Below are 23,215 nucleotides of genomic sequence, written 5' to 3'. Positions count from 1 at the left end.
AAGCGGACGAAAGCGAAGGTCGGCACGGAGCCGCATCAAGTAGGCAACCTACAGGATACAACCTAAGGCTAAACGTAACGAACGAAGCTCGAACAAGAGCCAGCTCGAAGGGCTAGCGGGCTCCCCTCGAAAGGACTCATCAAGGACGGCCGCGTAACGAGTCACGATAGTTCCGGGTATCCAAAGGGCCGGGGCCCTTGGTTCCCCTCGGCGGAGGGGGAAGGGGCGAGGGAGAAAGAGGGGTTGAAGGGCGAAGTCCTTTCCTCGATATTGGAGAGGAGCGGAAATCGAGGAACAAGCAGGAATATTGTCGAACGAAGTAGAATATTTCAGGAAAGCGATCTGGAACGGTGTCCACAGCCTTGCGCGGATGCGGCGGCCAGCGGCTTAGGTGCAGCTAGAAGTGTGGGGGTAGAGGAATGCGCAATGAGCGCCCTTCGTCCGTTCAAGCGTCGGACAAGTGGATGAGGATGGTCGTGAACGGGTATTGGCTCACGTTAGCCGTTACGCTTCTCGGACAAATCGCCGTGTACGCGATCTCAGATCGGACAAACAACGTATTCGATGCGTCGAGATATATGAAGCACTATGTGTGGCTGCCGGACGTTATTCTGGTTGCCCTCCTTGGCGGCTTGGAAGCCGCATTGCGCAAGCTGCCGGGGCGGAAGGATGCCGCGATCTTCATCGCGGGCATGCTGCTGGCGATGACGTTGGCCTTCTTCATGAGCGCGAACCTGCCGGGGGCGCTCGTTATTCTGCTGCTCCCGATGCTGGCCGGCATGTTTATGCTGAAGTCCAGCTATATTTATATTTCGCTAGGCTTGAATTGGACGTATCTGCTGCTGTTGTTCGCATTCGCGCCAGGTCGGCAATCACTTCCATTTTTCTGCGAAATGGCCATCGTCGCCTTCGTCCTGCTCGCTGCGGCGTTCAGCGGCGTCGGGGTGCTGAAGCGGGGGAGCGATTTGTTCGCGGTGCTGGAGAAATCGCATAAGTCGGTGCAGGAGCTGCTCGTGAAGAACGCGATGATGGACCGGATGAACAAGATCGACGCGCTGACAGAGCTCTACAACCATAAGACGTATCACGATTACGCGGAGAAGCTGGCCGAGCAGCAGCAGCGAAGCGCATTCCCGCTGCAGGTGGCGATGATGGACGTCGATAACTTTAAGCTGGTCAACGACACGTACGGTCACTGGGTCGGCGATATCGTGCTTCGGCGCGTAGCCGAGATCATCCGCGAGCATATGGAGGCGGATGACTTCGCGGCGAGATACGGCGGCGAGGAATTCATCGTGCTGCTGACGCTGAAGCCGCTGGAGCAATCGCTTATGGTGGTCGAGGCGATTCGCGGGGCGGTCGCCGAGGTCAAGTTCGAGGAGATGGGGGGCAGGTCCGTGACGATCAGCATCGGGCTTCATGATTTCGCGCAGGGCGAGAGCAAAGCCGACTTCTTCCGTACTGCCGACGCCGCGCTGTATGAGGCGAAGAAGATGGGGAAGAACCAGACGGTCATCCGGTAGCGGCTTGTAGGGGTCGAAATGGAAAAAGCTGCGCTCTACGCGCGCTCGCAACGTTGAAGTTGCGGACGCGGTAGGCGCAGCTTTTTTTGCGCAATAGGGAGAAGCCCCCACGAAGTCTGCCACATGTGGCTAGGCGATGCGGCGCTTCTCTCCGATGCACGGGTTACTCGTGATTGCGGAAACCCGCTTCGCCGGAGGAGCTTTCGTCAGACAGTTCTGCGAGACTTTTAATCTTGCCGTGGGGCCTTTGGTTTTGCTTGCGGCTTTTCCATGCGCTTTCACGACGGCCTTGAGAACTGGACATGAGAATGGCTCCTTTCGGTGATCACAATTAGGATGAGTTCGGGACGCGTACGGGGATCGGCGGATGCGCCGCTTCGCCCGGGGTCCGCTTCTATTGTCGCTCGAATCGCCCTTCGTTATGCGCGATGCAGATGTCAATTGCCGTCAGCCGGGTCAAATCGGAGGCTCGTCCGCCAGATCCGGCTCCGCCTCGGTGCGAAGCTTGATGAATCGGTAAATTTGGACGACGATGATTTTGACGATCGCATAGATCGGCACGGCGAGCAGCAAGCCGAGCGGTCCGACCAGCGTGCCGGCGACGAGCAGCAGCAAAATAATCGTCAGCGGATGGATTTCGAGCTGCTTGCCCATGATTTGCGGCGAGATTAAGTTCCCCTCGATCTGCTGCGCCACGAGCGTGACGATGAGCACCTTCACGATCATCATCGGCGAATCGACCGAAGCGACCAGCACGGCCGGCACGGCGGCGATGAACGCCCCGATATACGGGATGACGTTGGTCAGCATCGCCGCGAGCGCGAGCAGCACCGCGTAGTCGATGCCGATAATGAGATAGCCGATGAGCAGGAGAAGGCCGACGCAGATGGCGACGGTGATTTGTCCGCGGACATAGGTGGCGATCGTTTGGTCCATTTCGGACAGCAGCTTGCGGGCGAGCGCTTGGTTTTTGACTGGCAGGACCTTCAAGAACCCGCCGCTCATTTTCTCCCCGTCCTTCAGGAAATAATAGAGGACGAACGGGATGACGACGGCAAGGAGCACCAGATTGGCCACGAAGCCGAACAGCGCCGTAATATTCGTGCTGACCAGCTTGACGGCCACGTCCGCGTATTGGGTTGCTTTATCCTGCAGCGTCTTGAAGTCCAGGCTGAAGCTCTCGAGGAACTGGTTGAACGATTCGTTGTCCGCCAGTTCGTACCCTCGCTGTACGGCCGTCTGAACGAGATGCGGCATGCTCTCGGCAAGCTCGACGAACTGCTTCTTGATAATAGGCGCGACATAGATGATGAGCAGCGTGACTAAACACACGATCAGCAAGTAGATAATGAGGATGGCGGCGCTGCGCGGCACCTTCCTGCGGGAGAGAAACTGCACCAGCGGCCGCATCAAGTAGTACAAGGTTCCCGACAACAGAATCGGTATGAATAGCGTTTGGAACATTACCGCGATGGGATGAAACACGAAATTGATTTTGACCCCGACCCATATGATGAGAAAGATCAGCAGCACGCCGTAACCGACGCGAAAAAACTTGGAATTCGGCAGAAACGTTCACCTCCGCGATAAGTCTGCCGGTGCATCCGGATTGGGGCGAATGTCGCATGCCGGACTTGCCGATTTCTTGATATCGTGCCCATGCTATCAAAGCGTGATCCCTTTGTCAAACAACCCCAGGGGCACGCTTCATCGAGTCCGTTCCGGGTTGATCTTAACGTTTGATTCCCAGCAGGCGAACCAGCCAGCCGATAGCCGTTATCCCTTTCATCGCGCGCCTTCTTTGTTTCGCCGTATCGCTCCCCATCCGGTAGAGTCCCATCCGCTCCGCCCTTCGGATCTCCTCAAGCTCGTATTCTCTCAGCTTCTCGACCATATATTCCTCATGCAAACGCATTGCGCTCCGCCTCCAGACATGTTCGGCTTTTGTTCGCCTTCTGTATTTATTATGTCAGCGGAAGATAACGGTAAAAAGTGTAAGGATAAGCGGAATCATTTCCCCTTTTCGGTCGGCACGGTTTAAGGGCGGTGCGCGGCGAAGCCGTTCTCCTTCCGGACGCAGTCCTCGCTATATCAGGGGTGTCATATTCCGAGCATGCCCGCGATAGAGTGTGAGAGGAGGCGGAAAGGAGGCGGCAGGATGAATCATGCGAGAAGGAAATACGCGGCCGAAGGCGCGGGAACATTCGTCCTGGTTCTATTCGGATGCGGAAGCGCGGCGACCGCCGGAGGCAATCTCGGGAATTTAGGCGTTGCGATGGCATTCGGCTTATCGCTTATCGCGATGGCGTATGTCATTGGGCCGGTCTCCGGCTGCCACGTGAACCCGGCGGTGTCGCTGGCAATGTTTCTCCAGGGCAAGCTAAGCGGCCGTGATTTGGTCGGGTATATCGCTGCTCAGCTGATAGGCGGAACGCTCGCTTCGGGCTTGTTGTACGCGATTATCGAATCGACGGGCAGGGCGGTAACCGACCTGGGACAGAACGGCTATGGGCCAGGGTATGGCATCGGCATTACGGCGCCTATGGCCATTATCGTAGAGATTATTTTGACTTTTGTCTTCGTGTACACGCTGCTGGGCGTGAAGGCGACCGAGGCGACGGGCAAGATCGCGGGCATCGTGATCGGCCTTACGCTCACCTTCGTCCATCTCCTCGGCATCGGACTGACGGGGACTTCGGTTAATCCGGCGCGCAGCTTGGGACCGGCACTATGGCTGGGCGGCGATGCGCTAAGCGAGCTATGGGTGTTCATCCTCGCGCCGCTGATCGGTTCGGTCGTGGCGGTATGGGGGGTTCGGCGGTTGTATGGGAGGAAGTAGGCGAAGGCTTATCTTGCGGATTAACGTCAAAAATGAAAAAGTCGAATAAACCTTGCCACACAGTCGTCACTGTTCCTATCGTATACTTCTCTCATATGAAAGCGGTCTAAGGAGGAGTATAGGATGCATGATGTCAAGACGACCAACAGCTTGTCTGAAATCGGGGTTGTCTTCTTGTCCGGAGCAGGGCTTCGGCAGGAAATTTGGGCGGACGTCGTCTCGCAGCTGGCATGCCCGGCGCTGGTGGCGGAATATCCCGGCAAAGATGGCGGTTCCGCAGAAAATAACGCGTTCTCGTTGAAGGATTACGCCGGGCATGTGCAGCGTCAAATCGAGCATTGGGGCGTACGCCGGTTCGTGCTGGTGGCGCATTCGCTAGGCGGAGTGATCGGCCTGTGCGTCGCGCAGTTGATGCCGGAGCGGGTTGTTGGCTTCGTCGCGGTCGGAGCGGTTATACCGAAGAACGGCGGTTCGTTCCTATCCGTTCAGCCGTGGCCGAAACGCGTTCTCGTCTCAACGGTGCTTCGACTGGCGGGCACGAAGCCTCCTGCAGCGGCCCTCCGGCAGGGTTTATGCCACGATCTGACTTCGTTCCAAACGGAATCCGTGGTGGCGGGATTCCAGCCTGAATCGGTTCGCGTGTACACAGACGGTTGTGAGGCTGGCGTGCCGGAGGTGCCGAGGATGTACGTGAAGCTCACGCAAGATCGGATGCTGGATCAGCGACTACAGGACCGGATGGCGCTCCAGTTGGCGGCTCACCGCACCGTCAGCCTGCCGAGCGGGCATTTACCGATGTTGAGCATGCCGGAGAAGCTGAGCCGCGTGTTGGTGGCGTTCATGGCGACGGGGCCAGACGATCACGTGCAAGTCGTTTGACGCTTTAAAGTTGCCGGCTACGTTCCCCGCATACATCCCCGCCGCTCGGTGCCAAGTTGCTCATGCAACGATGCCATATCACGCGTCAAAAAGGCTCGTCCGGGGCGATTAATCGCCCAGACGAGCCTTTTTCATATCCGCACGCAGTACAGCTTAATCCCGCAGCAGCAGGAGCGACACGAACTCGTCTTCCGTCAGTTTGCCGAAATACGTGTTCAGATTGACGCCTGCGAGCGCTTGGCGGATCGCCTCTTCCTCATAACGGATGCCGGTCAGCAGCTCCTCGATTTCGGCGACCTCGCCGACGCCGAAGAAGTCGCCGTAAATTTTGACGAGATCCATGCGGCCGTCCGCCACGTCGAGCCGGACGTCGATGATCCCGGAGACGAATTTGCGTTCGTTCTGGATGTTGCATTTCGGCGAGCGTCCGTAGTTCCAATCCCAATTGCGGTAGCGCTCCTCGGCGAGCTTGCGCACGCCATCCCACTGCTCCGCGCTAAGCTTGTATTGCGGCACGTTCTCCGGCTCGCAGCCGAACAGCTCGCGCAGCAGCGTCGTGCGGAATTCCTCCGTCGTCATCGGCTCGGCCAAATACTCGGAGATGTTCGCCACCCGGCCGCGTACCGATTTGGTGCCTTTGGACTCGATCTTGATCGGCTTCACCTTCAGCGCCGAAGCGACGTTCTCCATCGCGGAATCGAACAGGAGGGTGCCATGGCTGAACATCCTACCGCGCGAGGCGAATTGGGCGTTGCCGGAAATTTTGCGTTCGCCGACCTGGATGTCATTGCGACCGCTCAGCTCCGCGTTCACACCAAGCTTGCGCAGCGCATCGATGACCGGCTGGGTGAACTTCGCGAAGTTATGGAACGAATCGCCGTCGTCCCGGGTCAGGAAGCTGAAATTCAGGTTGCCGAGGTCGTGATAGACCGCGCCGCCGCCGGACAGACGGCGTACGACGTGGATGCCCTGCTCGTGTACATAATCCGTATTGATCTCCTCGATCGTGTTCTGATTCTTGCCGATGATGATCGACGGTTCGTTAATATAGAACAGCAGGTAACTGTCATCCATCGGCAAATTGCGCAGCACGTATTCTTCGAGCGCGAGATTCAAGGTCGGGTCGGTAATGCCCTCATTATCGATAAACAGCATGTCGGTTCGCCTCCACAATGATTTCCACCTTCCATTACAGCAACCGGCGGGCACAAAGTCAAATTTTGCTTGCGGCGATCGGGCGTTCGATTTTATAATGGGTGTAGGTTTTATATAATGAATATGGTTTTGCATACAAAACCATGCAGCGCGAGGTTTAGACCGTATGACGAACGAGAAACCGAAATATTGGGTACCGGCTTTGGAGAAAGCGCATCACGTGCTGGCCGCGATTGCCGCGGAGCCCGGCGCGCTCAAGCTGATCGATCTTTCCCGCAAGCTGGAAATTAACAAAAGCTCGATGTTCACCATGCTCGCGACGATGGAAACGCTGGGCTGGGTGAAGCGGGAGGAAGGCGACACGTATGCGGTCGGTCCGGCGCTGGGCGACTTCGGCTACGCGTACCAGCGCAGCTTCGATATGCGGCCGCTCTTCCGCGAGGAGGCCGCCCGCGTCCTGCATCGTCTAGGGGAGAGCGTGCAGCTGGCCAAGCGCGTGCAGCACGAGGTGCTCTACCTGGACAAAATGGAAGCGCCGTCACCGGTCCGGCTCGTCTCCGAGCCGGGCATGCGCTTGCCCGCGCACGCGACGGCGCTCGGCAAGGCGATGCTCGCGTTCGTGCCGGAAGAGGAGATTGCAAGTCTTCTGCCGGAGACGCTCGCGCCGCTTACGGCGCATACGCTCCGGGACCGCGGCATGTTCATCGCCCATCTGAAGCAGGTGCGCGAATCGAAGCTTGCCTTCGATTTGCAGGAGGCGGCGATGGGGTTCAATTGCGTCGCCGCGCCGGTATTCGACCGCGAAGGGGAGGCGGCGTTCGCGGTCAGCTGCTCGATGCCGCTGCACAGCTGGACCGAGAAGCAGGACGAGGCCGTGCGCGAGATCCGGGGATTGGCTGAGCGGCTGTCCGGCCGCATGTAGAATACAGACGGAGAGGATGAAGGAAGATGCGGCTGAAGGATAAGGTCATATTGATTACCGGATCGGGTTCGGGCATCGGACGCAGCACGGCGCTGTTGTTCGGGGAGGAAGGGGCAAAGGTGATCGTCAACGATTTGTCCGAGGAGAAGGGCGAAGAGACGGCGGCTGATATTCGCGCGGCCGGCGGCGAGGCGGTCTATTACAAGGCCGACGTGACGGACCCGGCATCGGTGCAGCCGATGGTAGATGGCGTCATCGCGTCGTTCGGGCATATCGACGTGCTGTTCAACAACGCCGGCATCAGCGGCATTGGCGCGCTGCACGAGATCGAGCCGGAGATGTGGGACAAGGTCGTGAACGTCAACGTGCGAGGCGTCTATGTGCCCAGCAAATACGTCCTTCCGTATATGATGGAGCGCCGCAGCGGTTCGATCATCAACATGTCGTCGTGCATCGCGGAGATCGGGCTGGCCAGACGGGCCGTCTACGCCGCGACCAAGGGCGCGGTGCTCTCGCTCACCAAGTCGATGCAGGTGGACTATGCGCCGTACAATATCCGCGTGAACGCGCTGCTGCCGGGGACGATCATGACCCCGTTCGTGGAGAATTATCTTCGCACCTCGTACGCAGACCCGGAGGAAGCGATCAACGGGCTGAAGTCGCGTCAGCTCAGCGGCGAGATCGGACTTCCCGAGGACGTGGCCAAGGCGGCGCTATTCCTGGCTTCGGACGAATCGAAGTTCATGATGGGCTCTCCGCTGTACATCGACGGCGGCGTCGTATTCGGGAAGAACGCATAAACAGCTATTCTATTCCTCATTCCAACAATCGAATTCTAGGAGGCAACCTATCATGAAACTGGTGACGATCCAAAAAGCCGGGCGGCAGCTGCTCGGCGTGAAGACGGAAGCGGGCATTATCGATATCGAGGCGGCGCTGGCGGCGCATCCGGCGGAGACGGCGGTGCCGACCGACGTCATGGCCGTTATCGAGGGGGGAAATCAGGCGGTCGACGCGATCGACACGTACATCGCGGGGCTGGAGACCGGCAGCGGCGCTGCCTATGTTCTTGACGAGCAATCGGTCGAGTGGGGGCCGTGCGTGACGCGTCCGAACAAAATCATCTGCATCGGCCTTAACTACCGCAAACATGCGGAAGAGACGAAGGCGGCCATACCGGAATATCCGATTCTGTTCAATAAATTCAACAACACGCTGACGGGCAACGGCAAGGACATCGCGATTCCGAAAGTGACCAAGCAGCTCGATTACGAGGCGGAGCTCGTCATCGTCATCGGCAAGAAGGCCAAATACGTCGCCAAGGAAGAGGCCCTTGATTACGTATTCGGCTATGCGGCCGTTAACGATCTGTCCGCGCGGGATCTACAGCTTCGCACGCAGCAATGGCTGCTCGGCAAGAGCTGCGACGATTTCAGCCCGCTCGGTCCGTATCTCGTAACCGCAGACGAGGTCGGCAATCCGAACGACCTGGCGATCCGCGCGGTCGTGAACGGCGAGGTGCGCCAGAATTCGAACACGTCGGACATGATTTTCGGCTGCGACGAGATCGTCAGCTACGTCTCGCACCATATGACGCTCGTGCCGGGCGATATCATTCTGACCGGCACGCCGGAAGGCGTCGTCCTTGGTTTGCCGAAGGACCAGCGCGTCTACCTGCAGCCGGGCGACACGGTGACGATCGAGATCGAGAAGCTCGGCTCGCTGACGAACCGTTTCGTGGCGGAAGAAGCGTAAGCAGAGGTTCTTCGCGCTATTTAGCGGCTAAGGCAAGACGAAGATTGGTTCTTGGGCTGCATGCCGAACCATAACAAAGACTCCCGCTCGCGCCGCAAGGCGAATCGGGAGTCTTTTGGCATTCGGCCAAGCTGTTACCCGGCCATATTGTTCACGGCATCCTTCGGCGCGTACACCGAGATATGGTCCACCGTCCCCGTCGACTTCGGAATGATGAATTTGAGCTGGAAGTCTTCGCCGGCCTTATAGACATAAATATCGTCGTCGCCGTTCTTCGTCTGCTCGTCCGCCTTGCCAATCGCTGCTTCGATCTGCGCGAGCGTCAGCGACTGCAGGCTCGGATCGTCGGACCGAACATCGAAGATCTGGTTGCCTTTATTGTAGCCGATGACGGCGTTCTTGGCGCCGTAGGTCGCGTACATGCCCTTGCCCGCGAACTCCTCGTGATCCGATTGCCCCCAAGCCTTCTCGACATCGTCGATAAGGTCCGTGTGCGCGGCGAACTCGATGCCCGGCACCTTGCCCTGCTTGGCCAGCGCGAGCAATTCCTTCACTTGCTTGCCGGTATCGGCTTGTCCCTCGGAACCGTTCGTGCCGCCGCCCGCGCTGCCTGCCGTCGTGCCGCCGTTCGTGCCCGTACCGCCATTCGCAGATCCGGGTTGATTGTTCGCGTCCGGAATGCCGGTCGTGCCGTTATCGGTGACGGGCGTGTCGCCGTCGGTCGCACCGCTGGTTCCTCCGGCGTTGCCTTCCGGTGGCGGGACCGCGCCGTTGTTCTCCCCCGCATTCGTCGCGTTCTCGGCCGGCGCGGCGGAATTGTTGTCCTCGTTCTGGCAAGCGGCCGCCGCGAGCAGTCCGGCCAGTGCAAGCGCTAGTGCAGTCTTGTTCCATTTTCTGTTCATGGTGTCAGCTCCTTGTCATGGATTCGTCCTGCTGATTATTCAGTCTAGGTTAAATCCATACCTCTCATACTTCGCGACGAAACGAGCATGGTGTTCGATCTGACCGTCCGAACGGGAACAGACGCAGCCGCTACCTAAGGATCTGCTTAGCAGTCGCGGGTGGAAAAGCGCGGATCTACAGCAAATTCGTGCCGATCTCCGTCTCCCGGAACCGCTTGCGGAATTCGCCGGGCGGCGTGCCGTAGCGATGCTTGAACACTTTATGAAAATACGAATATTCGCCGAAGCCGCAGTTCTCCGCGATCTGATGGAGCGAGAACGACGTATACTTCATCCGCTCGAGCGCGGCCGACAGCCGCACCTCGGTCGCATAGTCCATCATCGTGCGGCCGACATGCTCCTTGAACAGGTGAACGGCGCGGGAGACCGACAACCCGGCGTGACGCGCCGCATCGTCGATTTTGAACCGGCCGGTCGCGTTCTCCTCGATGAATCGCTTCAGCCGCAGGACGGCGAACGGCGGCGGCGCGCTCGGGGCCGCCGTCTCCGTGACCGCTCGCTCCAGATAGAGGCATAGCGTCCGAAGCAAATAGTCGATAAGCTCGGGACTACCCGTCCCGCCCCCGTCGTCCGTCTGGCGGCGCTTCTCCGCGATCATCAGGCGCCAGAGGCCGAGCAGCTTCTCGTCGGGATCGATGCGGGCGATGAGCGGTCTGCCGGCGCGCGCCCACCATTCGTCGAGCCATTCGCTGACTGTCAGCAGGTAGTAATCCCCGCTCGCGATGCTGCCATCGGCGGCGTGCTGCTCCCCGACATGCAGTCCGTAGACGGTCCCGGGCGGGAGCATGAGCAGGTCGCCGGTCTCCAGCGCCACGCGGCGCCCCCCGATGTCGGCCTCGCAGCGCCCTTCGGTCTGCAGCCGGAATAAGTAGCAGGGCAAGCCTGTGCTATAGTGGTCATGGAAGCGCTGGGTATGGTAAGAATAGCCGCAGGTAAGGACAACGGATGACAAGGGTGAGGCCTCCTAATCAAAAATGATAGCCAAATAATCGATGTTACAATTATATCGTTTATGGTCAGCCCGCGCCAAGGGCGCTAAGATGAAGCTATATCGAAAGAAACAACACCGCTCAAGGAGAGTGTTTACGCATGAGAAAAATGGGCATTGGCGTGCAATTGTACACGCTTCGCAATGAAACCGCTGCCGATTTCGCCGGCACGCTGCGCAAAGTCGCGGAACTTGGCTACGAGGGCGTGGAATTCGCGGGCTACGGCGACTTGTCCGCCGACGAGATGAAGGCGCTGCTGGAAGAAACCGGACTGAAAGCGATCGGCGCGCACGTGTCGCTCGACGCGATGCGCACCGACTTGCAGGGCCAGATCGACTATCTGAAGACGATCGGCGCCCGCTACATGATCTGTCCGTGGGTGAGCGAAGAAGCGCGCAACCTCGAAGATTGGAAGAAGAACATCGCGTTCTGGAAGGAAGCGGCCGAGGAAGCAACGAAGCAAGGCCTCGTATTCGGCTACCATAACCACGACTTCGAGTTCCACGAGAGCATCGACGGCCAATTCGTATTCGACGCAATCTATGCGGCAGCGCCGGAATCGATTAAAGTGGAAATGGACGTCTGCTGGGTGAAATTCGCCGGCCAGGATCCGATCGCGTATATCAACAAATACGCCGGCAACCTGCCGCTGCTTCACTTGAAGGACTTCGCGCGCGACGAGAACGGCGGCATGATTACGCTCGAGCTTGGACAAGGCGAAGTGAACCTGGGCGATGTCGTCAAGGCTGCTTCCGATGCCGGCGTAGAATGGCTGATCGTCGAGCAGGACAACTGCCAGAATCCGCCGCTTGCAAGCATCGCGAATAGCTTGAACTGGGTCAAACAGAACTATTTGGCGCTCGTCTAAGAGCCCCTATCTCAATTGAATGAAGGAGAATGAACACGCATGAGTAAAGTAAGAGTGGCCGTCATCGGTTGCGGCTCGATTTCCAAATACCGCCATATTCCGGAGTACGCGGCCAACGAGAACGTCGAAATCGTCGCCTTCGTCGACGTCGTCGCGGAGCGCTCCCAAGCGTACGCCGACAAGTACGGCGCGCTGGCGTTCACGGACTATAAAGAAATGCTCGCCCAAGTGAAGCCGGACGCGGTCAGCGTCAACCTGCCGAATGCGCTCCACGCGCCGGTATCCATCGACGCGGCGAACGCCGGCGCGCACGTGCTCGTCGAGAAGCCGATGGCGGCGACGGCGGAAGAAGGGCACGCGATGATCGAAGCGGCCAAGAAGAACGGCGTGTTCCTGATGGTCGGCCACAACCAGCGCTTGATGCCGCCGCACGTGAAGGCCAAAGAGATTCTCGATAGCGGCAAGCTCGGCAAAGTGCTGACGTTCCGCACCTCGTTCGGCCATCCGGGTCCGGAAGGCTGGAGCGTCGACGGCCGCAACAGCTGGTTCTTCGAGAAGGAAGACGCGATCATGGGCGCCATGGGCGACCTCGGCGTGCACAAATCCGACCTGATCCGCTACCTGCTCAGCGACGAAGTATCCGAAGTGGGCGCCTTCATCGGCACGCTCCACAAGGACGGCACGCAAGTGGACGACAACGCGACGTGCTTGATCCGCATGAAGAGCGGCGCGATCGGTTCGCTCGTCGCAAGCTGGACGTACTACAAAGGCGAAGACAACAGCACGGTCCTCTGGTGCGAGAACGGCGTCATGAAGATCGGCACGCATCCGGACGATCAAGTCATCGTGGAACTCCGCGACGGCACGATCGAGAAGTATAAAGTCGGCGCGATCTCGACGAACGACAAGCAGGAATCCAGCGGCGTCATCGACGCGTTCATCACGTCGATCACGACGAACACGCCGCCGAGCATCTCCGGCGAAGAAGGACTGAAATCGCTGAAAGTGATCCTGGCGGCGTTCGAATCGCAAGCGACCGGCCGCATTATTTCCTTGGATTAATCCTGCGATCTGCTTCTCATACGAAAGAGCCTCCTATGCACCGCAAGGGTGTCCAGGAGGCTCTTTGCTTTGCGCGGAAACTGCGCTTTTAAGCGCCCGGGAGCGACTTGCGTCCGGCGAAGCCTTCGTCCCAGCCGTGGTAATGCGTGATGCGGCTCTCGCCTTCCTTCCAGCAGAGCAGCACGTCGCGGCCGTCGACTTCGCCGGGGAAGTCGAGCAGACCGGGATGAATCATTTTGAGCTGGACGCCTTGGCGCTCGAAATTCCCGATCGCGAGCTCGATCTCCATGCGCATGAATTCCAGCTCGCTCTCCAGTTCGAAGAACGGGTCGGGATCATCGGGCAGCCGCTCCGAAGATCGGGCATACCCGTTCTTCATTCGTTTCAGCTCGGATAGCCTCTCCTCGAACATGTTCGTCAGCCGCTGCAGACGAGCAAGTTCTTCCTTCAGCCTGGGCAGCAGCGCGTTGGCTTCCGTCAAGGTGAATTTTTTAGTCGTCACGGCACTCACTCCTTGCGTTAAGTGTACCCGATTGGGCTCGCGGCCGCCAAGTCCGCAACCCTTCCGAACTGCCTTAACATACGCGACGCGCGCGCCAATTCGTCCGCCAAGGGACGCATTTTTAGAATCTCTTAAAAACGAGAATGATTCTGATCAGCAAATCGATCATATTCGACAGCGAATGCGCGTGGTAGAATGGAAAAAGCGAACTTCGGGCTGGCGCTCGGGCCGAAGAGGCAGCGCTTTCATGAATGACCGGCAAGGATCGGCCCGCAATCCAGTACAAGCACTAGGCTTGCGCCATCCGGCCGGTGACCGCGGCCATCGTCTTCCGACGGCGGAGGATGGCCCTTCATCTTTTCCATAGCTGAGTTCTGCGAATCGCATAAATCGCGTGAACGTTTTTAGTGCCTGACCAGCGTTTAATGTCTGTCATAAGGGGTGTATGAACATCGAACTTACAGCGCGCCAGCGCGATATCGTCCAGCTCGTCCGCCAGCAGGCTCCAATTACAGGCGATCAAATTGCCGAGCAGCTCGGCATCAGCCGGGCTACGATTCGCTCTGATCTTTCCTTGCTTGTCATGCTTACCGTGCTTCGCGCAAAACCGAAAGTCGGCTATTTCACGGGAGATGCGTCCGATTACGAGACTCAGGAGCCATCCTGTACCGATATGAGCGTGCGGGAGGCGCTGGAGAAGCCGACTTTGCTGGCCAGCGCCTTGTCCGTCCACGAGGCGGTCGTAACGCTGTTTCTGGAGAACGCCGAGACGATCTGCATCATCGACGAGAACAAACGGTTCATCGGCATCGTGACGGCGAAGGACTTGCTGAAGCTGACGCTGGGCAATCCTCAGGCCGGCGCCATGCCTGTCGGGATGGCGATGTCGTGGCTGCCGGCCATGGCGGCGCTGTCGCCGGACGACAGTATCGGCTCCGCCGTGAGGACAATGCTCGCGCACGGTCTGGACGGCGCGCCCGTGTTGACGGAGAGCCGCGAGGTGGCCGGCTGGATTTCGAAGACGGCGATCCTCCGAAGAATGGTAGAGACGGATGTCTGATACGGAAAGGAGCGGGTCGGGAGTGAGGGACAAACAGCAAATCTTCATCTGCTCGGATGCGGTCGGCGAAACCGCGGAGGCGGTCGTCCGGGCCGCGATGCGGCAATTCGCGTTCACGAGCGGCAAGTTAAGGCGTTATGGCCATATCAAGCATGCCGACGAGGTGCGCGCGATCGTGGACGAAGCGGCGCGATGCCGAGGCGTCATCGCGTACACGCTCGTGCAGCCGGAACTGAACGGCTTGATGCGGGAGGAGGCGGGCGCGCGCGGCGTTAGAGCCGTCGACGTGCTGAGCCCGATGATGCAGGCGTTCATCGATACGTTCGAGGATACGCCGAACCGGATCCCCGGCCTCAATCAATCGCTCGATGCCGAATATTACAGGAAGATCGAAGCGATGGAGTTCGCCGTTCATTACGACGACGGCAAGGATCTTCGCGGCATTACGCTGGCCGACGTCGTCCTGATCGGCGTGTCGCGCACGTCGAAGACCCCGATCTGCCTCTATATGGCGCACAAGGGCATCCGGGCGACCAACTGGCCGCTCGTGCCCGAGATTCCGGTGCCGGAGCAGCTGCTGAAGCGCAGGAACGGCTTGATCGTCGGCCTGACGATGGATCCCGAGAAGCTCGCGTCGATCCGTACCGAGCGGCTTAAGGCGCTCGGTCTGCCGAAAGGCTCGGTCTACGCGACCGCCGCGCGCGTCGAGGAGGAGCTCCGCTACGCGAATCGAATCATGAACATGGTCGGCTGCGAGATCATCGACGTCACCAACAAGGCGATCGAGGAGACGGTGGGCATCATTTTGGAGCGGTTGCCGGCCGACCGGGCATTCTCGTCGCTCAATCTCTAATTCACAGACATGTTCGCAAGCATCCCCATCGAAGGGATGCTTTTTTTTCGTGCACGGGACTGGTTCGCTGCGAAATAATCGTTGCCATTCGGTTCGTTTTCGTTTAAATTAAACGTAAATGAACTTATATGAACTTAAAAGGAGCGATTGAACGTGGAAATCCGTTATGCGTCCCACCCGAATGAAGTGAAGGGCTTCGATACGTCGAGGCTGCGTGAGGAATTTCTGATCGAATCATTGTTCAAGACGGATGAGCTCGTGCTGACCTATTCGCACGTCGACCGTTTCATCGTCGGCGGCGTCGTGCCGGTGAACGAGAAGGTCGCGCTGGAAGCCGACAAGAAGGAGATGGGCTCCGCGTTCTTCCTGGAGCGCCGCGAGATCGGCATCATCAACATCGGCGGCAAAGGCACGGTAACGGTAGACGGCACGGTGTACAACATGGATTCCAAGGATGGCTTGTATATCGGTCTCGGCTCGCAGGAAGTCGTCTTCGCGAGCGACGACGCGAACGCGCCGGCCAAATTCTATCTCAACTCCGCACCGGCGCATAAGACGTATCCGACGACGCGCATCGCGATCAGCGAAGCTTCGCCGAACCATCTGGGCAGCATTCAGAACTCCAATGAACGCACGATCTATCGCTACATCCATACCGGCGGCGTGCAAAGCTGTCAGCTCGTCATGGGCATGACGCTGCTGAAGCCGGGCAACATGTGGAACACGATGCCGTGCCACACGCATAACCGCCGCTCGGAGGTGTACTTGTACTTCGACATGCCGCAGGACGGCGTCGTCTTCCACTACATGGGCGAGCCGCAAGAGACCCGCCATCTGGTCGTGCGCAACGAGCAGGCGGTCATCTCGCCGAGCTGGTCGATCCACAGCGGCGTCGGCACGAACAACTACACCTTCATTTGGGGCATGGCCGGCGAGAACCAGATTTTCGAGGATATGGACGCCGTGGCGATGCAGGACTTAAGATAAGAGGAAATTCAGTCAGAACGGATGATGGCAATGAACGCCCTAAGGCGGCACGAAATGATCATGGAGGCGCTCCTGGAGCAGAAGGAAGTGACCGTGAACGCGCTTAGCGACCGGCTCGGCGTTACCGGCAAGACGATCCGCGAGGATTTGGCGAAGCTGGAGGAGCAGGGACTGCTGCTGCGCGTCCACGGCGGGGCGATGCTCGCGCAGGGCGATCAGCTGGGCATTCTCTCGGCGAAGGGCGCGATCGCCAAGCATCTGGGCGAGAAAGCCGCGATTGCGGAGCTGGCGTTGTCCTACATCGAGCCGGGCGACATCATCGCGCTCGACGGGGGCAGCACGACGCTCGAAATCGCCAAGCGGCTGGACAACGCGCCGATCACGGTCGTCACGAACGATCTGAACATCATCGCCGAGCTGCTGCGCAAGGATGAGGTTCGGCTCGTCGTGCCCGGGGGCTACCGGGTGCGCAACATGCTGGCCGGTCCCGAGGCGGCCGCTTATATTCGGGGGCTGAACATTCGCAAGGCGTTCATCGCCGCGACGGGCGTTCATTTGCAGGTTGGCTTTACGGTCTATACGAATGATCTGATCGATTACAAACGCGCGATTATCGAATCGAGCGAGCGGGTGTTCGGCGTCATCGATCACCATAAGCTGGGGCAAAGCGCCCTTCGGACGTTCGCCTCGCTCGGCGATGTCGACGCGATCCTGACCGACGCGGGCTGTCCGCCGGAGACGGCCGAACGGTTCCGCGAGGCCGGGATCGAAGTGAGGATGGAACATGGAGACGCGGGAGGGCAATAGGATGAGTTTATTCGATCTTACCGGCAAGCGGGCGCTTGTGACGGGCGCATCAGGCGGGCTAGGCCAGGCGATGGCGATCGGTCTGGCGGAAGCGGGCGCGGACATTATCGCGGTCTCGTCGTCGGAGGCGCGGGAGACGGTGCGGCTCGTGCGGGAGCTTGGCCGCAAGGCGGAGCTGATCGCGGCGGATTTGAGCCAAGAGTCGCTGCTGGAGGGCGTCGTCGCGCAAGCGAACGAATTTTACGGCGGTATCGACATTCTCGTGAATAACGCGGGCATTATTCGCCGGAAGCCGGCGGCGGAGCATTCGTGGCAGGACTGGCACGACGTCGTGTCGCTTAATCTGGATTCGGTGTTCTTCCTCTCGCAGCTGGTCGGGCGCGGGATGCTGGAACGCGGCAGCGGCAAAATCATCAGTGTCGCCTCGATGCTCACCTACCAAGGCGGCATCAACGTGCCGGGCTACACGGCGAGCAAGCACGGCGTCGCGGGCATCACGAAGGCGCTGGCCAACGAGTGGGCCGGACGCGGCGTGCAGGTGAACGCGATCGCGCCGGGGTATATGACCACGAACAACACCGCGCCGATTATCGCCGACGAGAATCGGTACAAGTCGATCACCGACCGGATTCCGGCCGCGCGTTGGGGAACGCCGGACGATATGAAGGGGCCTGTCGTGTTCCTGGCTAGCGCGGCGTCGGACTATATGAACGGCCACGTGCTGAACGTGGACGGCGGCTGGCTGGCCCGATAGTCCCGCAAATATTTTGCCAACGTTTAGGTAATGCGCTATAGTGGTCTCATCCGGGTCGGAATCGAGGTGCCATAAGGCGCATGGTATGGTGGTTGTACGAACATTCTACGACGGTGATGCTGCTCTTCAACCTTGTGTTGGCAGCCGCCGTCATTTTTCTTGAGCGCCGTAACGTGGGCGTTACCTGGGCGTGGCTGATGGTCCTGCTGTTCATCCCGATCATCGGCTTTATCCTGTATTTGGTGTTCGGCCAGAATTTAAGCAAGGTGAAGCTGTACAAGATCAGCCGGGAGACGAGCCTCGTGATCAAAGCGATCATCGAAGGGCAGCGGCGGGCTTACCTGCACAACGATATCCAGTTCCACGATCCGGCGATGGTGCCGTATAGCAATTTGATCTACATGAACTTATCGAGCGGCTTCGCTCTGTATACGCAGGATAACGAAGTGGAGATCTACACGGACGGGCACGACAAATTCGACGCCCTCATCCGCGATATCGAGAGCGCCCAGCTGCATGTGCATCTGATGTATTACATCGTCAAGGACGACGAGATCGGCAGACGGCTCATGGCGGCGCTGGTCGAGCGGGCGAGAGCGGGCGTCGAGGTGCGGTTTCTGTACGACCACATTGGCAGCTCGCGGCTGCGCATGTCGTATTTCAGCGATCTCATCCAGGCGGGCGGCCATGTCGCCTCGTTCTTTCCATCGAAAATCCCTTACTTGAATTTCCGCGTGAATTACCGCAATCATCGCAAGCTGGCTATTATCGACGGCGCGGTCGGGTATATCGGCGGATTCAACATCGGGGACGAGTACCTGGGGCTGGATAAGCGGTTCGGCTATTGGCGCGATACGCACTTGCGGCTGCGGGGCAGCTCCGTGCTTCAGATGCAGGCGCAGTTCCTGCTCGATTGGAACCTGGCCTCCGTGACTGCGATTCCGGAGAATCCGGGCTATTTCCCCGTCGTCGAGAGCGAGGGCCAGGTCGGGGTCCAGATCGTCTCGAGCGGTCCGAACAACACGGCCGAGCAGATCAAGAACGCCTACATCAAGATGATCCATTCCGCCAAGGAGTACATTTACATCCAGACGCCGTATTTCATTCCCGACGAGAGCGTGCTGACGGCGATCCGCTTGGCGGCGCTGTCGGGCGTCGAGGTCGTTCTAATGATACCGGCCGTCCCGGATCACAAGATGGTGTACTGGGCGTCGTTCTCCTACTTGGGCGACGTGCTGGATGCGGGCGGGCGGTGCATGCTCTACACCAAGGGCTTCCTGCACGCCAAGACGATCGTCGTCGACGGCAAAATCGCTTCAGTCGGCACGGCCAACGTCGATATACGCAGCTTCAAGCTCAATTTCGAGGCGAACGCGATTATTTACGACAGCGGCGCGTCCGGGAGACTGAAAGCGATTTTCGAGCAGGACATGAACGACTGCCGGGAGCTGACGCCGGAGAACTACGCGGCCAGATCGCGGCTGCAGCGGTTCCGGGAATCGTTCACGCGGCTGCTGTCGCCGATTTTGTAAGCGAAGACGGGCAATCGCATGGCGGATGTCGAATAAGGACGGCTTCTCGGCGGAGGAGCCGTCTTTTGCGCGTTCGGCCTGCATTTTCGGCCAGGACGGGAGGAATTCGGCTATTGGCGGCAAATATGGAATAAGCATAATATGCCGAACCGAAATCGCCATCAACTGGAGAGTTCAACTATGCAAAGAAGGTCGCATGGAAGGCTGCACGGCCATACGCCCTTGATCTAGAAACGCAGGCTGTCGGAAGGGCCAGGAAGGGGATACGCGCATGGAGCCGGCAAGGAAAACGTATCAAACGGCGGTGGAAGCGACGCTGGAGGTGATGGGCGGCAAATGGAAGCCCGTCATCTTGTTTCACTTGACGTTCGGCCGCAAACGCAACGGCGAGCTGATGAGCTTGCTCCCTGCGGTGTCGCAGAAGGTGCTGACCCAGCAGCTCCGCGAGCTGGAAGAGACAGGCGTGATCGCGCGCATTGTCTATAATCAGGTGCCGCCGAAGGTCGAGTACGAGCTGACCGAATACGGGTGGACGCTAAAGGATATTTTGCACGCGATGTGCCGATGGGGCGACGTACATATCGAGCGAACGTACGGCCAGGACGCCGACATCCTGAACAGTCCGCACCAGGACGAGCGGGAGGCGTAGCGACGGATGAACGCAAAGAACGAGAAAGCCGGTTTCCCGAATAAGGAGACCGGCTTTTGTCCTGACATAGGAACCTCGCATGCGTTATGGAATCAGTCTCAGCCGGCGCATCTCCGTGAATATATCGAGGAACATCGCTTCCGTATCGATGAATTCATGAAACCCGAACCGGCGCGCCTTTGACCCGTCCGCGAAGAAATCATAGTCCCAGGAGAACGCGAAATCCCCGAATGCCCACGAGGAAACATCCTTGTAGCGGTTGGCCGCGAGGCCGTGTTTCTCCACCATGTGATCCCACAGCGGTTCCTTATCCGCCATGACGGTCGCCAGCGACATGGGCAGCGGCGGAGCCGTCTCGAGTTCGAAGAACCGGGCGATCTTGGGCCACATCTCATCCCACCGGAACAGATCGCCGTTGGCGATGTTGAACGCTTGATTGGCGCAGCGTTCGTCAGTGGCGGCCCATACGGTGGCGCGAGCGAGCAGCCCGGCATCCGTCATCTCCATCAGGCTATGGTAGGCGCCGGGCTTGCCCGGAAATCGCAGCGGGATGCCGAGTTCCTTGGAGATCGAAGCGTAGACGGCAATGACCATCGCGAGATTCATTGGATTGCCCAATGCGATCCCGCCGACCACCGACGGCCGGATCGCCGACCAGGTCCAACTGCTGCCCGGTTGGCGGCGTTCCAGAAATTGCTGCTGATCGACGTTGAATTCGGGCGGCATGTGGGGAGCGTCCGTTTCGCGGGCCGGCGTTTTGAACGGTCCCAAATGCGCGCCGTATACTTTATAGCCTTGCATGAGGCTGATGTGCTTCAACTGTCTCGCCGCAGGCTCGACCGCGTTGACGACGTTGACCAGCATGGCCAGATTGGGCGCGACCAACTCCGCCCATGACGGTCGATCCTGATACGCGGCGTAGAAAATATGCGTGACTTCCGTCAGCCCGCCAAGCTTGCGCTGCGTGTCCTTCTCATCCAGAAGATCTGCCGCAATATAGCGAATGTGACCTCGCGCTTCCCCGCCGCGACGGGATACCCCAATGACGTTCCAATCGGGCAACCCCTCCAAATAGTCGATTAAGTTCCGTCCAATGACGCCGTTAGCGCCGACGATCAATGCCGTTTTGCGCAGGTGTTCCCTTTTCTCCTCCATGCGATCCGCTCCTTCATGATTTTTTTTGGAATGGAATATAACGCCATTGTGCGGGATGGGATCGCAGTTGAAAAGTACGCACTTTGAAGTTACGTAAGCACCTGAAAGTAACGATGCGAACTAGTTCTGAGGAATGAAGTCGAACTCGATCGAAAAATAGGGCTGGAAATACCCGATATTCCTGTTTTGCTGCTTCCAAAACGAAGAAATAGTAAAATACACCCATAGTCAACGCATGTTACAGAATGTATCATTATGGGGGAAAAGATAGTCGAAATGTCGCGAGGGGAGTGTTTTACAGCATGGTGAAGTCGAAAAGAATCGCAGTCGCCCTGATGGCCGGGCTGATTGCCGTCCCTAGTCTCGGGGTGGCGCAAGAAGCAGGAACTCCGGTGGATACGAAAGGGCATTGGGCCGAACAGGTATTGAACAAATGGTCTGCAAGCGGCTGGCTGAAAGGGAACGAAGAAGGGAAAATATGGCCGAATCGAACCATAACCCGTGCGGAAGTTGCCGCGCTGGTCAATGCTTCGTTCGGATTCAATACGAAATCGGACGTTGTGTTCAACGATGTAAAGCCCGGCCGCTGGTATGCGGATGCCGTCTCGATTTCGGTCAAGGCCGGTTATTTTCAAGGCACGCCCGAAGGAAACTTTCGGCCGGACGAGCCTGTGTCGCGACAGGAGATGGCCGTTATCCTCACGCGGCTGCTGGCGTTGACCCCGCAGGATCCCCCTGCTCAATACCTCGATGCGGCGAAGGCGCCGGCTTGGAGCAAAGGAGCGGTCGGCGCGATGGCCGCTAGCGGCGTCATGATCGGTCGCGCGTCCGATTCGTTCGGGCTGACTGCATCGTCCACCCGGGCCGAGACCGTCGTCGTGCTGGATCGCGCGCTGAGCAAGCGTCCGCCGTTGCCCGGCACGACGGATCCGGCGCCGGAGACGCCGGCAGCAGCCGGGGTTACCGGCACGATCACGGGAAGCGGGAGCGAGGCGCTGCCTGACGGCGTGCTGGAATTAACGGCAAGTGACGGGAAGCGATATGAGATCCAGGTGCGTGCCGGGAAATTTTCGCAGACGTTGGCAGATGGCAGCTATACGATTGATTCGTATGTCATCGGCAAAACGCGGCTGAAAGTCGGCGTTTCACTTACGGTCGTGAATGGCAAATCCGACCGCGAGCTGAAGCTGACACCGGTCGCGAATGCGATCGGAAGCGTAACCTATGCGGATGGCAAGACATGGGGCAGCGGCAATTTGGTGTTGACCCAAACTTCACCGACGAAGCAATTCGTGGAGATCAGCGTGGTCAACGGCCTGTTCGCCGGGCAGCTGGAGAACGGCACCTACACGATCGGCAAGGTGGAGGACGGCAGTTCGTTCATTCCGATCATGAAGACGTTGACGGTCAGCGACGGGAAGGTGACGGATCCCGCCGTGCTTCAACTGAAGGCGCCGACCGTGACGAATACGGTCCATGCGACATGGGCCGACGGCTCCGAGCTCCCGAGCGCAGCCTTGATCGTCACGCCGCAAGGTTCGGACGCAGCGCTGTTCCTGCCGATCGAGAAGGGCCAAGCGAAGCTCACGCTGAACGACGGCGATTACATCTTTACCGGTTACATGTTGGAGAGTACGCAATGGCTCGTCAAGCTTGACATTCCGTTCAAAGTCAAGGACGGTAAGCTTGCAGCGGATCCAACCGCCGTCCAGGACGGTAAGGTCAAAGCCGATCCGTTCACGGTGCTGCTGCCGAAATAGATAACGGAATAGGCCGTATATAGGCGTTTAATAGCACCTCTCAAAAATGATCTCCTTGTCGAGCATCATTTTCGAGAGGTGTTTTTGTTATGCGAATGTCGAATTATCAGCGGGAAGACGGACGGATAAGGCTTGAAGTCCTAGAGACATGCTTGAATGGATTGCATAAATAATACCTATTCTACCATGGAAACATATGGAT

The 23,215-nt window shown here is 58.7% G+C and carries 24 protein-coding genes; 16 read left to right on the top strand and 8 right to left on the bottom strand.

The window, feature by feature from the left end; all coding sequences use genetic code 11:
• Positions 1-419 precede the first annotated feature (419 nt).
• Positions 420-1,523 carry a GGDEF domain-containing protein gene (locus tag ACFSKT_RS20525; protein WP_377718353.1) on the top strand — a complete coding sequence of 368 codons (1,104 nt, stop codon included), beginning with the start codon at positions 420-422 and terminating at the stop codon, positions 1,521-1,523.
• 163 nt (positions 1,524-1,686) lie between these two features.
• Here ACFSKT_RS20525 and ACFSKT_RS20520 read toward each other — a convergent pair whose 3' ends face one another.
• The 3 genes from ACFSKT_RS20520 to ACFSKT_RS20510 all read right to left on the bottom strand — a co-directional run bounded on the left by ACFSKT_RS20520 (position 1,687) and on the right by ACFSKT_RS20510 (position 3,438).
• Positions 1,687-1,827, bottom strand: coding sequence for a DUF6254 family protein (locus tag ACFSKT_RS20520; RefSeq protein ID WP_187434533.1), 141 nt, complete (start codon positions 1,825-1,827; stop codon positions 1,687-1,689).
• Positions 1,828-1,979: 152 nt separating this feature from the next.
• Entirely contained in the window at positions 1,980-3,056 is a 1,077-nt protein-coding gene (locus tag ACFSKT_RS20515; protein WP_377718354.1) for an AI-2E family transporter, read from the bottom strand.
• A 199-nt stretch (positions 3,057-3,255) separates the two neighbouring features.
• On the bottom strand, positions 3,256-3,438 hold the full coding sequence (locus ACFSKT_RS20510) for a hypothetical protein (RefSeq protein WP_377718355.1): 183 nt from the start codon (positions 3,436-3,438) through the stop codon (positions 3,256-3,258).
• Between the two features lie 243 nt (positions 3,439-3,681).
• Here ACFSKT_RS20510 and ACFSKT_RS20505 point away from each other — a divergent pair, with 243 nt between their 5' ends.
• Complete coding sequence (locus ACFSKT_RS20505; RefSeq protein ID WP_377718356.1) at positions 3,682-4,362, top strand: MIP/aquaporin family protein; 681 nt, start codon at positions 3,682-3,684, stop codon at positions 4,360-4,362.
• Between the two features lie 123 nt (positions 4,363-4,485).
• Entirely contained in the window at positions 4,486-5,241 is a 756-nt protein-coding gene (locus tag ACFSKT_RS20500; RefSeq protein WP_377718357.1) for an alpha/beta fold hydrolase, read from the top strand.
• Between the two features lie 153 nt (positions 5,242-5,394).
• Here the strand turns inward: ACFSKT_RS20500 and ACFSKT_RS20495 are convergent, their stop codons facing one another.
• On the bottom strand, positions 5,395-6,396 hold the full coding sequence (locus ACFSKT_RS20495; RefSeq protein ID WP_377718358.1) for a lipoate--protein ligase: 1,002 nt from the start codon (positions 6,394-6,396) through the stop codon (positions 5,395-5,397).
• A 166-nt stretch (positions 6,397-6,562) separates the two neighbouring features.
• Between ACFSKT_RS20495 and ACFSKT_RS20490 the strand changes: the two genes are divergently transcribed.
• Genes ACFSKT_RS20490 through ACFSKT_RS20480 form a run of 3 tightly spaced genes read left to right on the top strand, consistent with a single transcriptional unit; the run spans position 6,563 to position 9,073 of the window.
• Positions 6,563-7,318: an IclR family transcriptional regulator gene (locus ACFSKT_RS20490; protein WP_377718359.1), complete on the top strand. Its 756-nt coding sequence runs from the start codon at positions 6,563-6,565 to the stop codon at positions 7,316-7,318.
• 26 nt (positions 7,319-7,344) lie between these two features.
• Positions 7,345-8,118: an SDR family NAD(P)-dependent oxidoreductase gene (locus ACFSKT_RS20485; RefSeq protein ID WP_377718360.1), complete on the top strand. Its 774-nt coding sequence runs from the start codon at positions 7,345-7,347 to the stop codon at positions 8,116-8,118.
• 52 nt (positions 8,119-8,170) lie between these two features.
• Entirely contained in the window at positions 8,171-9,073 is a 903-nt protein-coding gene (locus ACFSKT_RS20480; RefSeq protein ID WP_377718361.1) for a fumarylacetoacetate hydrolase family protein, read from the top strand.
• A gap of 134 nt (positions 9,074-9,207) precedes the next feature.
• Here ACFSKT_RS20480 and ACFSKT_RS20475 read toward each other — a convergent pair whose 3' ends face one another.
• Positions 9,208-9,975, bottom strand: coding sequence for a YjgB family protein (locus ACFSKT_RS20475; RefSeq protein WP_377718362.1), 768 nt, complete (start codon positions 9,973-9,975; stop codon positions 9,208-9,210).
• Between the two features lie 175 nt (positions 9,976-10,150).
• Positions 10,151-10,987 carry a helix-turn-helix transcriptional regulator gene (locus ACFSKT_RS20470; RefSeq protein WP_377718363.1) on the bottom strand — a complete coding sequence of 279 codons (837 nt, stop codon included), beginning with the start codon at positions 10,985-10,987 and terminating at the stop codon, positions 10,151-10,153.
• 137 nt (positions 10,988-11,124) lie between these two features.
• Here ACFSKT_RS20470 and ACFSKT_RS20465 point away from each other — a divergent pair, with 137 nt between their 5' ends.
• Positions 11,125-11,892 carry a sugar phosphate isomerase/epimerase family protein gene (locus ACFSKT_RS20465; protein WP_377718364.1) on the top strand — a complete coding sequence of 256 codons (768 nt, stop codon included), beginning with the start codon at positions 11,125-11,127 and terminating at the stop codon, positions 11,890-11,892.
• A 39-nt stretch (positions 11,893-11,931) separates the two neighbouring features.
• The gene (locus ACFSKT_RS20460) at positions 11,932-12,954 is read left to right on the top strand and encodes a Gfo/Idh/MocA family protein (RefSeq protein WP_377718365.1); all 1,023 of its coding nucleotides are present in this window, start codon (positions 11,932-11,934) and stop codon (positions 12,952-12,954) included.
• Positions 12,955-13,042: 88 nt separating this feature from the next.
• Here ACFSKT_RS20460 and ACFSKT_RS20455 read toward each other — a convergent pair whose 3' ends face one another.
• Positions 13,043-13,456 (bottom strand): DUF2203 domain-containing protein, encoded by a 414-nt coding sequence (locus tag ACFSKT_RS20455; protein ID WP_377718366.1) that lies wholly within the window; start codon positions 13,454-13,456, stop codon positions 13,043-13,045.
• A 445-nt stretch (positions 13,457-13,901) separates the two neighbouring features.
• On the opposite strand from ACFSKT_RS20455, the gene ACFSKT_RS20450 reads away from it, so the two are divergent.
• From ACFSKT_RS20450 to ACFSKT_RS20420, 7 genes are all read left to right on the top strand, one after another.
• Positions 13,902-14,516: a CBS domain-containing protein gene (locus tag ACFSKT_RS20450; protein WP_377718367.1), complete on the top strand. Its 615-nt coding sequence runs from the start codon at positions 13,902-13,904 to the stop codon at positions 14,514-14,516.
• Positions 14,517-14,538: 22 nt separating this feature from the next.
• Positions 14,539-15,369, top strand: coding sequence for a pyruvate, water dikinase regulatory protein (locus ACFSKT_RS20445; RefSeq protein ID WP_377718368.1), 831 nt, complete (start codon positions 14,539-14,541; stop codon positions 15,367-15,369).
• Between the two features lie 153 nt (positions 15,370-15,522).
• Positions 15,523-16,356 carry a 5-dehydro-4-deoxy-D-glucuronate isomerase gene (kduI, locus tag ACFSKT_RS20440; RefSeq protein ID WP_377718369.1) on the top strand — a complete coding sequence of 278 codons (834 nt, stop codon included), beginning with the start codon at positions 15,523-15,525 and terminating at the stop codon, positions 16,354-16,356.
• A gap of 30 nt (positions 16,357-16,386) precedes the next feature.
• Entirely contained in the window at positions 16,387-17,163 is a 777-nt protein-coding gene (locus ACFSKT_RS20435) for a DeoR/GlpR family DNA-binding transcription regulator (RefSeq protein ID WP_377718370.1), read from the top strand.
• 1 nt (position 17,164) lies between these two features.
• Positions 17,165-17,917, top strand: a complete 753-nt coding sequence (gene kduD / locus ACFSKT_RS20430) for a 2-dehydro-3-deoxy-D-gluconate 5-dehydrogenase KduD (RefSeq protein ID WP_377718371.1) — start codon at positions 17,165-17,167, stop codon at positions 17,915-17,917.
• 80 nt (positions 17,918-17,997) lie between these two features.
• The gene (gene cls / locus ACFSKT_RS20425) at positions 17,998-19,449 is read left to right on the top strand and encodes a cardiolipin synthase (protein WP_377718372.1); all 1,452 of its coding nucleotides are present in this window, start codon (positions 17,998-18,000) and stop codon (positions 19,447-19,449) included.
• A gap of 271 nt (positions 19,450-19,720) precedes the next feature.
• Positions 19,721-20,098, top strand: coding sequence for a winged helix-turn-helix transcriptional regulator (locus tag ACFSKT_RS20420; protein WP_377718373.1), 378 nt, complete (start codon positions 19,721-19,723; stop codon positions 20,096-20,098).
• Positions 20,099-20,182: 84 nt separating this feature from the next.
• Here ACFSKT_RS20420 and ACFSKT_RS20415 read toward each other — a convergent pair whose 3' ends face one another.
• Positions 20,183-21,253, bottom strand: coding sequence for an SDR family oxidoreductase (locus tag ACFSKT_RS20415; RefSeq protein WP_377718374.1), 1,071 nt, complete (start codon positions 21,251-21,253; stop codon positions 20,183-20,185).
• 302 nt (positions 21,254-21,555) lie between these two features.
• Between ACFSKT_RS20415 and ACFSKT_RS20410 the strand changes: the two genes are divergently transcribed.
• Complete coding sequence (locus tag ACFSKT_RS20410) at positions 21,556-23,013, top strand: S-layer homology domain-containing protein (protein ID WP_377718375.1); 1,458 nt, start codon at positions 21,556-21,558, stop codon at positions 23,011-23,013.
• Positions 23,014-23,215: the final 202 nt, after the last annotated feature.

Source organism: Paenibacillus xanthanilyticus, assembly GCF_042682185.1.
Lineage (GTDB): Bacteria > Bacillota > Bacilli > Paenibacillales > Paenibacillaceae > Paenibacillus_Z > Paenibacillus_Z xanthanilyticus.
This window is presented reverse-complemented; position numbering and strand designations above follow the sequence as displayed.